The organism is Actimicrobium sp. CCI2.3 (assembly GCF_035019065.1).
Lineage (GTDB): Bacteria > Pseudomonadota > Gammaproteobacteria > Burkholderiales > Burkholderiaceae_D > Actimicrobium.
This window is the reverse complement of sequence record NZ_JASJWR010000056.1, coordinates 1-14,976: the sequence shown is the minus strand read 5'-3', so window position 1 is coordinate 14,976 and position 14,976 is coordinate 1. Positions and strand designations below refer to the sequence as shown.

11 protein-coding genes are annotated in these 14,976 nt (G+C 56.7%); 7 read left to right on the top strand and 4 right to left on the bottom strand.

Going from position 1 to position 14,976, the window contains the following annotated elements; all coding sequences use genetic code 11:
- Window positions 1–230: 230 nt before the first annotated feature.
- Window positions 231–437 carry a hypothetical protein gene (locus QN370_RS19975; protein ID WP_322129343.1) on the top strand — a complete coding sequence of 69 codons (207 nt, stop codon included), beginning with the start codon at window positions 231–233 and terminating at the stop codon, window positions 435–437.
- 381 nt (window positions 438–818) lie between these two features.
- Here the strand turns inward: QN370_RS19975 and QN370_RS19970 are convergent, their stop codons facing one another.
- Window positions 819–4,556 (bottom strand): PAS domain-containing protein, encoded by a 3,738-nt coding sequence (locus tag QN370_RS19970; RefSeq protein ID WP_322129342.1) that lies wholly within the window; start codon window positions 4,554–4,556, stop codon window positions 819–821.
- A gap of 309 nt (window positions 4,557–4,865) precedes the next feature.
- On the opposite strand from QN370_RS19970, the gene QN370_RS19965 reads away from it, so the two are divergent.
- Window positions 4,866–5,057: a hypothetical protein gene (locus tag QN370_RS19965; protein WP_322129341.1), complete on the top strand. Its 192-nt coding sequence runs from the start codon at window positions 4,866–4,868 to the stop codon at window positions 5,055–5,057.
- Between the two features lie 129 nt (window positions 5,058–5,186).
- A complete protein-coding gene (locus tag QN370_RS19960) occupies window positions 5,187–6,257 on the top strand; it encodes a flavodoxin family protein (protein ID WP_322129340.1) in 1,071 nt (356 codons plus the stop codon).
- A 453-nt stretch (window positions 6,258–6,710) separates the two neighbouring features.
- Here the strand turns inward: QN370_RS19960 and QN370_RS19955 are convergent, their stop codons facing one another.
- A complete protein-coding gene (locus QN370_RS19955; RefSeq protein WP_323581801.1) occupies window positions 6,711–8,000 on the bottom strand; it encodes a divalent metal cation transporter in 1,290 nt (429 codons plus the stop codon).
- A gap of 204 nt (window positions 8,001–8,204) precedes the next feature.
- Window positions 8,205–9,326, bottom strand: coding sequence for a HAMP domain-containing sensor histidine kinase (locus QN370_RS19950; RefSeq protein ID WP_322129218.1), 1,122 nt, complete (start codon window positions 9,324–9,326; stop codon window positions 8,205–8,207).
- A gap of 259 nt (window positions 9,327–9,585) precedes the next feature.
- Here QN370_RS19950 and tnpA point away from each other — a divergent pair, with 259 nt between their 5' ends.
- From tnpA to QN370_RS19930, 4 genes are all read left to right on the top strand, one after another.
- Window positions 9,586–9,912, top strand: coding sequence for an IS66 family insertion sequence element accessory protein TnpA (gene tnpA / locus QN370_RS19945; protein WP_323581800.1), 327 nt, complete (start codon window positions 9,586–9,588; stop codon window positions 9,910–9,912).
- Window positions 9,912–10,268: an IS66 family insertion sequence element accessory protein TnpB gene (gene tnpB, locus QN370_RS19940; RefSeq protein ID WP_322129379.1), complete on the top strand. Its 357-nt coding sequence runs from the start codon at window positions 9,912–9,914 to the stop codon at window positions 10,266–10,268. The genes tnpA and tnpB overlap by 1 nt, the downstream gene beginning before the upstream one ends.
- 21 nt (window positions 10,269–10,289) lie before the next feature.
- The gene (gene tnpC, locus QN370_RS19935; protein WP_322129378.1) at window positions 10,290–11,990 is read left to right on the top strand and encodes an IS66 family transposase; all 1,701 of its coding nucleotides are present in this window, start codon (window positions 10,290–10,292) and stop codon (window positions 11,988–11,990) included.
- 1,055 nt (window positions 11,991–13,045) lie between these two features.
- Complete coding sequence (locus tag QN370_RS19930; RefSeq protein ID WP_322129377.1) at window positions 13,046–14,077, top strand: ice-binding family protein; 1,032 nt, start codon at window positions 13,046–13,048, stop codon at window positions 14,075–14,077.
- Window positions 14,078–14,122: 45 nt separating this feature from the next.
- On the opposite strand, the gene QN370_RS19925 is transcribed toward QN370_RS19930, so the two are convergent.
- A partial coding sequence (locus QN370_RS19925) for an IS3 family transposase (protein WP_323581799.1) occupies window positions 14,123–14,976 on the bottom strand: 854 nt, incomplete at its 5' end.

The window sequence follows — 14,976 nt, the reverse complement described above, 5'->3', positions numbered from 1 at the left end:
TCCCCACTACTATTTGGTGGGCACCACTTTGGCGGGTCATTGGTGTGCTGTACAGACGTCCTTGATGAGGCGCTTACGAAGAGACCGCTGCAGCGTCAGCTTAAGTCACCACTTAAAAACAAGTGGGGACAATCACGTCATGCAAGATGTCTTGCTTGGACGCTTACTTCCGTGCAGGTCAATGGCTAGAAGCAAAACATGGTAAGAAGCCGCGCCGGACGTGACGGAAGTTGCATCTGACGGTCGATGCAGACAGTGGCATGGTCGTGGCGCAGATCCTCATCGACCAGAATACGGATGACCCGTCCCACGTGGTGCCACTGGTGCCACTGCTGGCACAGATCAAAGAAGAGATAAAAAAATCATCGCCGATGGTGCCTACGATGGAACGTCTACCTATCAGACGATCGCGCAACATGGTGGCAATATCGAAGTGACGATTCCGCCACACAAAACCGCTGTTCCTAGTACAGCGTCGTGTGCGCCCAATCAGCGTGATCGTCATCTTGAGAAAATCAACACAGAAGGCCGGATGGCCTGGCAAACCGCCACTGGCGATGGACAGCTCGCCTTGGTCGAGACAACCATGGGCCGCCACAAATCCTTGATTAGCCCTCGACTGCGCTCACTGGGATTTGCGGCGCAACAAACGAGGCTGCCGTCGGGGTCCCTGTGTTGAACCGCATGCTGGCCGCAGCACGCCCAAACTCCGTTCTCAGTCAAAAAGTGACAGCATAATCTGGCAGTGGCTGGGGACAGTCGCCTTCAACTTTGAAGTACACCAACGCTACGCCGTGGCGATAAACCGCTACGTTGATTTAGACCCGCGCGAGTCGCGTAGCAGCGCCGAACAGGTTCTCAATCGGTTCGGGTCTATGTAGTAAGAACCCTTGCGCGTAGTCGATACCGATCTCACGCACGTGCGCCAGAACTTCAGGCCGGTCTACGAACTCGGCTACCGTCTTGACCCCCATCACCCGTGCCACGTCAACAAAACAGCGCACAGCGGCAGCGTCCAGCGGGTCGTCGATTACGTCGCGTATGAAGCTGCCGTCGATCTTAAGCAGATCGATCTTGAGGGTCTTCAGGTAGCCGAACGACGAAGCTCCAGCCCCGAAGTCATCGAGCGCCACTCTGGCCCCAAGAGCGCGGACCTGTTCGATGAAGATCGCGGCATCAGCCATGTTGGTGACGGCGGCGGTCTCCGTTATCTCCAGGCAGATGCGCCGGCAGACCGCGTTGCCGGCTTCGGTTAACGCGCTGATGGCATGCTGGTGGAACGCCCGGTCACCCACCGACTGCCCTGACAGGTTTATGCAAAGAGTGTCGAGGGCAGTCACATCTGGCATGGCCTGGATCTGCTGCACGGCGCGCTTGAGTACCCAGCGGTCGATACGCGTGGCCATGTGGAAGCGCTCTGCCGCTGGCAGGAAGGCCCCCGGCTGGATCAGGCTGCCATCGCTGTTCAGCAAGCGGATCAGCACTTCCGCGTGCAGCCCCGTGGAGCCCTCGCTAAGTGCTTCGATACGCTGCGCATAAAGCACGAACCGGTCTTCATCCAGCGCTTGCTCCAGCCGTGTGGCCCACTGCATTTCGCCATGGCGTGCGTGCATGGCCTGGTCGGTATCGAACCAAGGATGCACGCGGTTGCGGCCCGCTTCCTTGGCGGCGTAGCACGAGGTGTCTGCCGCTTGCATGACGGCGGCCGTGCTGGCCCAGCGGTTGTCCACAGGCACCAAGCCGATGCTGGCGCCGATCCGAAAGCGGCGCTCGCCGTGCAGGAACCTGAACTGCTCCATGCGGTCGCAAATCTGCTGTGCCACGCGCTGGGCCTGGTCGGACGAGCAGTGCTCCAGGATGACTGCAAATTCGTCACCCCCCAGGCGAGCCAGCGTGTCGCACACACGCACGGCTTCGCTCAGCAGCTTGGCCATCTGCTGCAGGAGCTGGTCGCCCACAAAATGCCCGCAGGCGTCGTTCACGAGCTTGAACTCGTCGAGGTCAATGTATAGTAAAGCGTGTTCGCTGTGTTCCTCATGGGCCTTGTCCAGCGTGCGGCGCAACCGGGTCTCGAACTCGGCCCGGTTGACCAGTCCCGTGAGAGCGTCGTGCGTGGCGCGGTAGCTCATCTCGCCGGACAGGCGTCTCTGTTCGGTCACGTCGTGAAAGACCAGCACGACGCCGAGCACGTCGCCACCGGGGTTGCGGATCGGCGCAGCAGAATCCTCGATGCCGAACTCGTCACCATTACGCGAAATAAGCACCGTGTGGTTGGCCAGGCCCACGATCTTGCCCTGCGCCAGGCAGGTGGCCACGGGGTTCTCGGTGGGTAGGCGCGTTTCTTCGTTGACGATGTGGAAGACTTGGGTCAGTGGCCGTCCGAGCGCTTCGCCGGAAAGCCAGCCGGTCATGCGCTCGGCCACCGGGTTCAACCAGGTCACCTGGCTGTGCGCGTCGGTGGTGATCACCGCGTCGCCGATCGACTGCAGAGTCACGCGCAAGAGCTCGTGTTGTTCGACCAGTTGGTTGGCGAGCTCGCGCAGTGGCGTCACATCCCAATTCACGCCCACCATGCGCAGAGCCTGGCCCGCAGCGTCACGCATGAAACTGCCAGCGAAACGGAGAAAGTGCACCGAGCCATCGCTCCAGATTACACGATACTCGGAGCGAAAGTCGGCGTCGCTTTTCAAGGAAGACTTGAACTCCAGCTGGGCTCGGATTTGATCGGCGGGGTGAAGGTGGCGAGCCCAGAGCTCGTAGGCGTCCGTACCCAATCCCTCAGGCAGACCGTATAGCGAGTACATCAGTGCATTGCAGGTGATTACGCCGGTTTGCACGTTCAGCTCCCACATCCCGATACCACCGGCTTTGGTTGCCAGCGTGACGCGCTGTTGAGCTGCTTCTAAAGCCAGGCGATCGTGGACGCGCTGGGTGATGTTTTGGAATGCGCCGAACAGCCGCACAGGCTTTTCGCCCTCGAACTCCGCATAGCCCACTGCACGCACCCAGATTTTGCAACCGCCCTTCTGGATGAGCGGTAGTTCCAGGTCCCAGTCCGTGCCGCCTGCCATGGCCCGCGCCACGGCCGCTTCGATGACGGGGCGCGCCTCCGGCGCATAGAAGTCGATTGCCTCGGCCAGCTGGGGCTGGTAGCCGGGCTCCACACCGTGGATGCGACAGGTCTGCTCGGACCAGTGGATGCTGCCGCTGGCAATGTCCACCTCCCAACCTCCGACCTGGGCCAGCGCGCCCGTGCGGTTGAGCAATTCCTCGCTCTTGCGCAACCGGTCTTCCTGGACCTTGCGTAAGGTGATGTCCAGGTGGATACCGAACATCCACTCGGGCTGGCCCTCGGTGCTGTGAGTCAGCACCTTGCCGCGGGTGTACACCCAGACCCAGTGGCCGCCGCGGTGGCGCATGCGTGCCTCGCACTCGTAGTACGGCGTCTCACCCGCAAAGTGCGTCTGAAGCAGCGCACTGGATCGCGCTATGTCATCGGGGTGGGCCAAATCGGCCCAAGTTTGGATAGTTGTGGTGGAAAGCTCGTCCAAGGTGAACCCGACAATCTCGGCCCAGCGTTCATTAAAGCGCGTCTCGCCAGTCTGAACGTTCCATTCCCAGGTGCCCGCGCCGGTGCCCTGAATGATCGCTGTTTGGCCCTCGCGTTCTTCGTCGAGTGCACGGCGCGACGCCAAGCGCTCGGTGATGTCCTCCACCGAACCCACGTAGCCAGTGATCCCGTCATCGCTATCCAGTAAGGCACGCGCAACTGAGCGTACATGGCGCACCGTGCCGTCGTAGCGGCGGACCCGGAACTCCATGTCGAATTCTTGTTTCAGCTTTACTGAGTGCTGCCAATGGGCGAAGACAGCGGCTTTGTCGTCGGCATGCAGTGTGTGGCTCCAGCCGTCGCCTAAGGCATCGGCCTCGCTTAGGCCGTAGATGGCTTGCCAGCGCGCATTGGTGTAAGTACAGGCGCCGGCTGCGTCAGTGGCGAACACGCCTAACGGCGATGACTCGCTGAGCGTACGAAAACGGGCTTCACTGGCCAAAAAAGCCCGTGCCATGCGACGTGATTCCAGCGCCTGGACAACAGCAATCGACAGCAGGCGCAGCGCCTCGCGCTGCTGCTGGCTGAGTTGCCGAGGCACACGGTCAATCACGCACAGTGTGCCAACGTGGGCGCCGTCGCTCAAGCGTAGTGTGGCGCCGGCGTAGAAGCGGATGTCGGGCACCGTGGTCACCAGCGGATTGTCGGCAAAGCGAGGGTCTGCCAGGGTATCGGGCACTTCGAAGATGCCATCGTCCAGAATCGCGTGGGCACAGAACGCCCCGTCACGGGGCGTCTCGGTCAAGCTTGGTAGGCCTACATTGGCCTTAAACCATTGCCGGTCGTGGTCGATCAGGCTGACCAACGAGATTGGGACGCCGCACACCAAAGCAGCAGTTGCCACCAGCACGTCGAACTCGCGCTCGGACGCGGAGTCAAGAACGTCGAGTAGCTCCAGCGCTCGCAAGCGCTCCGGTTCGTCCAATGGTATCGGTGCGGTAAGCATAGACCAGTCTTCTTCATTGAAATCTCACCAAGTATCTCACTAAAGTGGGCCCACGATATGAAACAGCGGTTTAGGCTATGTTTCGGGGACCGATATATCGGGCCATGATGTTTGCTCAACCAACTCTCGCTTAAAGAGGCCAGTAAAATTGGGTCTCCTGCCAATATTCAGAGGAATTGCAACGATCGATTGCTCGTGATTGTCCATGCTCGTACTCGCCTGATTAGAAATACGCGAGCATGCCGCGTTGTTCTATCAGACGAAAGATGCCGTGGCTGGACACTTACGGACAACCTCGCCACGGCGGTAGTGCTGTCGCCACTGGCACCGATTGGCGTCAGGCTGGGTGCGTGGATGGATGACCGGATCGATGCCAAGGTGTTTTACCGGATCTTGTATGGCTTCCTGTTGCCGACTGGGTTGAAGCTGAGCTGGGTTGAAGCTGAGCTGGGATGGCTAGCGGCACTGGCTGGGTTAGTAACCTGCCGTTCGGCAAAATAGTGACGAGCCCGATATAGATCCGACGCTGCTTCATGGCCGAGGTTAATGATCGCGCCGTGTGCGCTGGCAGACAGACTCAGGCAAATATTCGATAAAGAATAAAACTCTTCGTATTGAACGGGAGACGCCATGACCAAGCCTCGCACAGGCCAAGCCCCGCCCCCACTTGGGCGAGATGAATTTCATCTGCAATTCCAGCGGTCTTTCGCCGATCCGGCGTTCGATACGGTCAAGGATGCGCTGTCAAGCGTCGAACAGGTTGCCTGGACCAACTATGTGGAAGGCCATAAATCCCCCGTCACAGAAAAGGCCGGACCCGGCTTTGCAGATCCCGATTACGACCTCTCGGCGCAGTGGAAAGCCGACAGCAAGCAGCTCGCTGCACTCGAAATCCAGCAAAAAGACGCTCGCACGCCATCGCGTGTCCTGCTGATTTGCGGCTCGGCACGCAATGACGGCAGCTGCCCCAGCGAGATATCAAAAACCTGGCGCCTAACCTGCCTGGCACAAGAGATCCTGGAGGCGCAGCACATCGAGGTGGATCTGCTCGATCTGAGCTTGCTGACATCGGATTACGACAAACATATTCATCCCTGCAAAGGGTGCGCATCAACGGCGATACCCTTGTGCCACTGGCCTTGCAGCTGCTACCCGAATCACGGGCAGCGGCAGACCAACGACTGGATGGCGGACATCTACCAGAAATGGGTCGCAGCACATGCGGTCATCATCCTCACACCGGTGTACTGGTATCAGACGCCGGGTGTCCTGAAGCTGATGATTGACCGTCTGGTCTGTGCCGACGGTGGCAATCCCGACCCCACCTCCACCAGCGGAAAAAATGCCGAAAAAGCGAAGGCTATTGAACTGGCCGGATGGAACTACCCGAAACATCTGGCAGGTCGAGCTTACGGGCTGGTTGTTCATGGCGACGTGGCTGGCATCGAAGGCGTACGCCGCAGCCTGTCTGATTGGCTCGACTGGATGGGGCTGATCGATGCGGGAGCGGGCGCACGGTTGGATCGCTACATTGGGTATTACGAGTCCTATGCAGATAGCCACGCGACGCTGGACAAGGATCTGGCGGTGCAGGACGAAGTCCGTAATGTTGCACGAGCAGTTGCCAGGGCAGTAGGCGAGCTAAGGCAAGGGACGCTGAGTCAGCCCGACAAGGATCTGACGAAGCCACGGCCCAAATAACGTGCACGAGTCAGCGTGCTGATTTTTCAGCGTCCAGTCGCGACTTGCCATGGAGGGTCAATGAACTCAAGACGACAGCTTTGTCGAAGCTGTCGGTCGGCGCCATGTTGATCAGGATCGGATGCCATCAATTGCCTTACTTGAAAGAATAGAGACGTCCTACCGGAGTGCATCTCGGGAAAAATATCACCACTGTAAATTCCCTAAGGGCGGTCTCTAAACTGAAGTGCAACACCCAACTCTGATAGGGTGCTGCGAAGCGAAACCACTACCAACAAGTTCAAGTAGATCAGCGTACCACGATCTTAGGCGCTGCATTATGGGAATCATTCCATGGCTGGGCGATTGTTCGCCATGCCAATAATTCGACACATTTCAACCAAATTTTGACGGTGAACAAAGTAAGCCCTTAACTGGGTGGGTAGCAACAGCGCATTGCTGCTACCCATCCACCTACTGTGTCGCCAGCATGGCGAGCACGGCGAGGGCCATCATCGTCGTGGCCAGCCAGCCGAGTAGGCGCAGGCGAGCGGTAATCGTGAACCGGCCCATGATCTCGGGTCGTACCGCCATCAACATCATCACAGCCATGATGGGCACCGAAATGACACCGTTGATGACTGCACTCCAGTACAGCGCCTTGATCGGGTCGATGGCGGTGAATCCCAGCGCGATACCGATCAGCGTGGATACGGCAATGATTCCATAAAAGGCTTTGGCGTTGAGTGGCGTGTCTTCCAGGCTGTTCTTCCAGTTGAATGCGCCAGCCATCGCATAGGCGGACGATCCGGCCAGTACCGGAATGGCGAGCAGGCCGGTGCCGATAATGCCGGCGCTAAACAGAAGAAAGGCGAACTCGCCGGCAATCGGCCGCAGTGCCGTTGCCGCTTGTGCCGAACTCTGGATGTCGGTGATGCCGTGCACGTTCAGCGTGACCGCGGTGGTGAGGATGATGAAGAACGCTACCAGATTCGAAAAGCCCATGCCGATCAGGGTATCGATCTTGATGCGTCGCAGTCCCTTGGACGCCTGCTCGGGCGCAGTGACCAATGGCTGCGCACGCGGATCGGCCCGTTGGTCTTCGACTTCCTGTGAAGCCTGCCAGAAAAACAGATATGGACTGATGGTGGTGCCGAACACGGCGACCACGGTGGTGATGTACTCCTTTTGCCACGATAAATGGGGCAGCAGCGCACGTGTCAGTACCTGCGTCCAAGGAGTTTTCACCACGAATACCGTGGCGACATAGGCCAGCAGCGCCAGCGTCAGCCATTTCAGCAGGCGCACGTAGCGCCGGTACGGAATGAACACCTGCAGCAGCAAGGACAGTACACCGAACAGCACGGCATACAGGGGCGCCGGGCCGCCGGCAATGAGCTTCATGGCTTCTCCCATGGCCGAGAGATCGGCGGCGATGTTGATGGTGTTGGCGATGAGCAGCAGCCCGACCACCGTATAGAGCAGCCAGGCCGGATAGTGACGGCGGATATTGGTGGCGAGTCCATGTCCGCTGACCCGGCCGATGCGCGCGCTGACGACCTGAATGCCGACCATCAACGGATAGGTCAACAACACAGTCCAGAGCATGTTGAAACCGAATTGCGCCCCTGCCTGCGAATAAGTGGCAATGCCGCTTGGGTCGTCATCAGCGGCGCCGGTGATCAGCCCGGGGCCCAGTTTCTTGAGCCAGGATTGTTGCTGGTGTTGGTGCTTGTGCTGGTGCGGGCGGGACGAGGAAGTCATCGGTCGTTATCCGGACGAAAAGTGGGGCAACATGACTACGGGAGTTGTGACGTCAACCCGGCGGCGCGGCTAGCTCTGGGTCTGCTGAGTCCTTCGACAACATTTCCGAGGCTTCCTGCGCGCTGCCCCTACCGGGAGTGGCAAGATTGTGAGCGCATCCGTAAGCATTACTCAGCGCCTCACCCACGGAATTTCCGGCTCGATTCAGTGCATGGGTAAGTTAATCGTAAAGATGCAACCTATATTCGGGACATCTTGCACGGTCAACGTGCCACCATCTTCTTCGATGCTTTGGCGCGCGATCGAAAGGCCCAGTCCTAGTCCGCTGCGGTCACCACTATTTTGCATAAAAGGCGCAAACATTTTTTCGGCATTTCCAGGCGGAAGACCGCCACAGTTATCTGCAACTTCGATCAGAATACGGTTACCGACCGCGTAGGCTTTCAACGAAACCATCGTATGGTGATGGGTGAATTTAAAAGCGTTACTCAGTAAATTTGCCAGTGCTGCTAAAAGTAACTCGCGATTGGCGATTAATTGTAGGTCTTCGCTAACTGCAGCAACCTCGAGTACACAGCCATGATTTTCTGCATCGAGAAGAGCGGGTTGCTTTGCTTCAGCAATAAAATCCGCCAACGAAAATACCCCTCGTTCGGACGAATCTGCATTCTTCGCACGAACTTCATGAATCGAGCGTTCTATCATCTTCAGCATGGCTGCGTGACTGCGTTTCAAGACGCCACCAGTGGCTCCCGATATACCAAGATTACCGTGATCCATCGCTGCTACTGCCAACATGGCAGACCCGAGCGAGTTGCGTAATTCATGCATCAAGAAGCCGATACGCTCGTTGATGTCAGAGGATTGGTGTGAAGCGATTGAGATATCTCGTTCAACATTAAATTGCGTTACTGCGTCCGCAATTGCGTTGTCGAGACATCTGTTGAGTGTTCGATATTCATCTACTTCAAACGGTACTTCCCGTTCAACGGCCAGGTCCGAAATTGCCTGGCAGAGATCACCATAATCATGCACAACCTGATCGATCGTATAGCCCAGGTTGAGTAGTATTTTGCCGTGTTCGGTTGCCGATTTTCCGATATCAGACGATGACTCTGAGTTACCACCAGAGGGCCCCGAAATCGCTTTCCCACGAACGTTATCGCCTGATTTTTCTGCTTCAAGTGTTTTTACGAGCTGATCGATGAACATCGGTACGCCGTTTTTAAGCTGCTCGGCGGTGGCGTTACGCTGTATGCGCTTCGTGACTTTACTGGTACAGCGTTGAATTAGTTCTGTACGATTATTTTCAATAAATACGGACATTATCGCATGGTCTCTTCCGAAAATTTCTGCAACTGGGATGCAATCGCAATTCGTTGCATTTCATCATCTACCGAGATGGTCGAGTTCCATTGCTGAGGATAAATCATTGAGTGAGAAGCTAACGGCATAGTTCGATAACTATGCGAGCGACTTAACTTAAGGATCACTTGCGATCGAGGGTAAGCGCTCCATAAACTCCACCCTTGTCCCTCCGCGATGAATCCCGCACGCTTGCATTCCCAATCTGAGCGGAGTGAACATGAACAAGAAAGCGGAATTCTGGTCGGCGCATGTAGCGGCGGTGAAGCAGGAAGCGATCTCAACGAGCGCGTATGCGAAGCAGCACGGCCTGTCAGTCAAGAGCCTGTATCGCTGGCAGCGGGTATTACATTCAGGGCCTGGCATCACGAAGCCGGCCAGCGCGGGTCCGTCTTTTGTTGCCGTGCGTGTGGCGACACCTACCGTCGCAGCGGTTTCTTCGGGATGCACGGTGATCGTGTCGTCGGGCCTGCGCATCGACATGGCAACGCTCCCGACACCGCAATGGCTGGCCGCGCTGGCGTACGCCGTTCAGGGAGTCCACTAATGCATCCGGGTTGCCGTGTCGAGCAGGTCTATTTGTGCCGGGCTCCCATCGATTTCCGCAAGTCTATCGATGGCCTGAGCGCGCTGGTCCAGCAGGAGCTGGCGCTCGATCCGTTCGGCAGTGCGTTATACGTCTTCATCAATCGCCAGCGCAACAAGATGAAAGTGCTGTACTGGCACCGCAATGGTTTTTGCCTGTGGTACAAGCGACTGGAAGCGGAGAAATTTGCCTGGCCGGACGATGGCGAAGCCGCGACGCACACGCTCGATATGGCCCAGTTTGAATGGCTGCTCGAAGGCTTTGATTTATGGCACAAAGGGCCGCATAAAACGCTGCATTTCTCTTCGGTTTCATAGGGAGATTTGGTAAAATACGGCATGCCATTTGCTACGCAAACATCGTCCTTTTTACCTCCCGAAAGTGCATCGCCGCAGTTCATTCTGCCGGCTGTTCTGCCGGACGATATCGGCTCGCTCAAGCAGCTACTGCACGCGCAGCAGGCCGCTGTCGCGGCAACAGTGGAGGCGGCAGTTGCCACAGCAGTGGCTGCCGCCATTGTCTCGACCACTCACCAAATCCGGCAAGAAGCGCAAGCGACCATCACCCGCATGATTGAACAGATGGTGCTGGCACGGCATCGCCATTTCGGCGTGAGCTCGGAACAGCTGCCGGGTCAGGCGCGCCTGTTCGACGAAGCCGAAGTTCTGGCGCACACCAGTAGCGCCGAGCAGGATCTGGCCACCGTGCCACCGCCGGCGGAGCCTCCAGTTGATCCGGTATTGCCGGCCAAACGACCGACGCGCGGCAAACGGCGTGCCATGTCGGCAGAGCTCGAACGTGTCGATGTCGTCCATGACGTACCGGAAACCGAGCGGACCTGCCCATGCGGCACGCCCATGGTCGAGATCGGGTGCGACATCAGCGAACAGCTCGACATCGTCCCAATGCAGGTGCGAGTATTGCGTCATGTGCGCAAGCGCTACGGCTGTCCCGGCAGCGTGCACGCCCCGGTCACGGCGGCCTTGCCGCCACAGCCGCTGCCCAAGAGTAATGCCAGTGCCGACTTCCTGGCCATGCTGCTGGTAGTCAAGTTCATTGATGGCTTGCCGCTGGCGCGCTTCGAATACGTGCTGGACCGGCATGGCGTACCGGTACCGCGCCAGACGTTGGCGCGCTGGGTCATTGGTGCCAGCCAGTTGCTGCAACCGTTGCACAACCTGCTGCGCGACCACCTCACCGACGGCCCTTTCATCCACATGGATGAAACCGTCGTGCAAGTGCTCAAGGAAGACGGCAAGACGCCCACATCGACGAGCTATATGTGGGTCCAGACCGGCGGACCGCCGGACAAGCCGGTGGTGCTGTTCGATTACGCGGCCAGTCGCAGCGGTGCGGTGCCAGTACGCCTGCTCGACGGCTATCGCGGCTATCTGATGACGGATGGTTACGACGGCTACAACGCCCTGGCCAAAACCGATGGCATCAACCACCTGGCATGCTGGGCGCACGTGCGCCGCCGCTTCGTCGACGCTGCGCGCGTCCAACCCAAAGGCCGGCGCGGACTGGCCGATGACGCCGTTGCGTTGATCGGCAAGCTCTATGGCATCGAGCGCGAGCACAAGGACGCCACTGAAGCGGCGCGCCTGCTGGCACGCCAGCAGTACAGTCTGCCGACGCTGGCGAGGTTGCGTGCCTGGCTTGACCAGACGCTGCCGGGTGTAACGCCCAAGAGTGCGCTGGGTACGGCGTTGGCGTATTTGCAGAAATACTGGGACCGCCTGACACGCTACACCGAACGCGGCGATCTGCCGATTGATAACAACCGCTGCGAGAACGCCATCCGGCCGTTTGTCGCTGGCCGGAAAGCATGGTTGTTCTCTGACACCCCGGCCGGTGCACACGCCAGTGCCGTCATCTACTCGCTGCTGCAGACGGCGAAAGCGAACGGGGTGGAGCCGTACTTGTGGCTGCGTCGGGTGTTGCGGGAGCTGCCGGCGGCCACGACGGTCGATGAAGTGGCGGCGCTGTTGCCTTGGAATTTCCATGACACGCAGTTGACCACTGTTGTTGGGGCTTGAATAGCCTGTAGTTTATGGAGCGCTTACGAAGAACCATCGCATTGTTCATGCGCTCGCGAAGAGGGATCATGAAAATCACCTTGAACCGGAGTGACAATCCTCGCGGTCAAGAGTTCACCTAAAAGTTCACCAGCGCAGGCATTACGTGGAGTCGGGGACGCCACGAAGTGGTGCCTGTGCGCGCTGGGGCCTTCCACCGCGTGAGCGGTTTAGTTCAACCTGTTTTATCAATAGTAAAAAAACAATTCGCAAATGTTGCTTTTTGGGTAAATGTGTTTACAATTTGAAATTAATTATAGTGAATCTGCTAAGTTTTTAAATGTTTTTAGAATTCATTAATGTGCAAAAAATTGTACTTGAATCGGCTAAAGCAGCGCTAAATAAAGCCTGGATTAAAGAATAAAAACAGCTGATCGAGCACCAATCAAATTTCATTGTTGAAAAATCGGATAAAAAACCAAAATACATGCAAAAAACGGTCCTGTAGGGTGCAACGGCTTCCCCAATGAACTCTTGCAGGTTACGCCAATGACGCTGGCCTGCTCTGTTTTCAAACGGTTATCGAAGAAGACCGGAACGCCGCGCCAAAGATACCTACAGTCGTGCTACGCGCTCTTTCCGATATCTTTGGCGCCACATCGATCAAATCAAAATCAACCGTTAAAAACAGCATACAAGGGTGCGCCACTTTCGCCATCTACAAAAGCTCCTTGATTTACCGCCGCGAAAATTATTGATAATGCCGATTCTTTGTAAATTTGTTGAAAAACGTACGATTGTTCCTTGATTGTTATTTTCGTTTATGGAGCTTTACAACTTGGGGTTCTAAGCGTGGGCCGACGGAATTTGTCCACCTCTCAAAATGGGGTGTCGGAAAACCTGCTCAGCTAAGTTCCCGCATGAATCACCAATCCAACGACTTTTTCCGTACCACTTTTTAACCGTAATAAAATCCAAAAACTTACCTCAACGGATGGAGTCTGATAAACAAATGTTTCCCGCCACCATATTGGACAAATTCCGCCGGTTAGGGCGCATAATTTTTTGTACTCAAAATGAAAAAATTCAAATTTACACACAAAAAACTCATACTTTCGGCGCTCGCTGTCTTTGCATTGGTTCCGGCGGGGGGAGCTGCTAATCCGCTGTTGGGTTCCGACCTGACCAGCTTTGTAATCTTGGCCGGTGAATATGCGGTTACCGGCGCGGGATCTACAGTTACCGGCAACGTAGGTGCAGATTCTTACATAACCACCGGATTAAACAACTTCGGATATGGTTCAAGCTACGCGGGGAGCTATATCGCAACTGGAGCCAATTTCGTCAGTACAGGCCAGCTTTACTCAGGGAGCTACATCACAACTGGAGCGGGCTCCTCGAATACGGGTTCAAATTATGCTGTCGGCTACATTGAGGTCGGTGCAAACTCTTTCAATGGCGGTTCAAATAATTCGAGCAGCTACATTACCCTAGGAGGTGGCTCGCGCAGTTCAGAGAATAATCCTTATTCTCCGCTTAGTTTCAGGTCGCCGGTGAGCAACGCATTGAATCAGCTGAAGGGGGCCAAGACTGCACTGAGTCTCATCACGGCGACGACGACGCTTGCCGCAACGATGAGTGGCACTCAGACTCTGTTCGCCGGTGTCTACAACGCCCCAGCGATAACAACAGCTGCATCCACGCACCTAACGCTTGATGGCCAAGGGGCTTTGAATCCTTTGTGGCTTTTCAACATCGACACTTATTTATCAACGGGCGCGTTCACAGCAGTTGACATCATCAATTCCGGCCCGGGTGCTGAAGTGATCTGGAATACGGGCGGCTATGGGGCTTTCGGAGCAAATACTCAGATGATTGGTACAGTCCTTTCTGGTAGTTACATTTCGACTGGTGCCGATGCGACTTCAGGTCCTTTATTGGCGTCCGGGTACGTTACACTAGGTGCCAATGGAAAAGTCTCTTGCTTAAATTGCGCTGTGTCAGTTGCGTCAGCTGTGCCAGAACCAGAAACCTACGCGTTGATGCTGGCTGGCTTGGGAATGGTAATCTTCATTACTCGGTGCAGTAAAAAGAAGCATCCGGCATAAGCAACCGTATCGACGATGGCCAGATTCTTGCAGTGTGAATCAAGGTTAGCACCCACACCGTCTCGTTGATGATTTTGCAAACCAGGCGGTAATGCCCACGTGCGAACAGCTCACTCGTGCTGAGTTGCCCCGGTTTTGGTAGACGTTTTCAACGAGCACACGGTGCCGTTTTTCCGTTTCCATTGACGTGCGGTATCCGAGTGTTTGATGAAGCCGCAAGCAATTGTAATAGAGCTCGATGTAATCGGAAATGGCGCTCATCGCCTGCTGCCTTGTGTCATAGATTACATGGTGGGTAATTTCGTTTTTCAGGTTGGAGAAGAAGCTCTCTGCAACAGCGTTGTCGTGGCAATTGCCCCGGCGACTCATGCTCGCCACCAGACTGTGTTCGGTCAGCACGTCACGATAATCGCTTGATCCATACACAGTGCCTTGGTCGGTATAACAAACCACGCCAATCGGCCGTTGGCGCTGGGCGATCGCCATTTTCAAGGCGGCAATCGGCAGCGTCGCCGCCTGGGTCGTCCCCATCGACCAGCCGACAATGCGCCGGGCAAACAGGTCCAGCACAATGGCCAGATAGAGCCATCCCTCGCGTGTACGCAACGTCGTGATGTCGCCGACCCAAACCTGATTCGGCGCGTCGACAGTGAAGACACGATTAACCAGGTTCGCTGCCGGCGGTTCGGTGTGCTGGTAGGCGTGCATGACACGAAAGTGCTTTTTGCGACGCGCCTCGATGCAATCGAGCTTGCGCAGGCGCGCCACACGGTGCTTGCCGCATACAATGCCTTCCCGGTTGAGCAGAACCCACGCCTTGACGGTAAGCGCCTCATCAAGGACGTCTGTACAGCACACCAATGACCCGCCAAAGTGGTGCCCACCAAATAGTAGTGGGG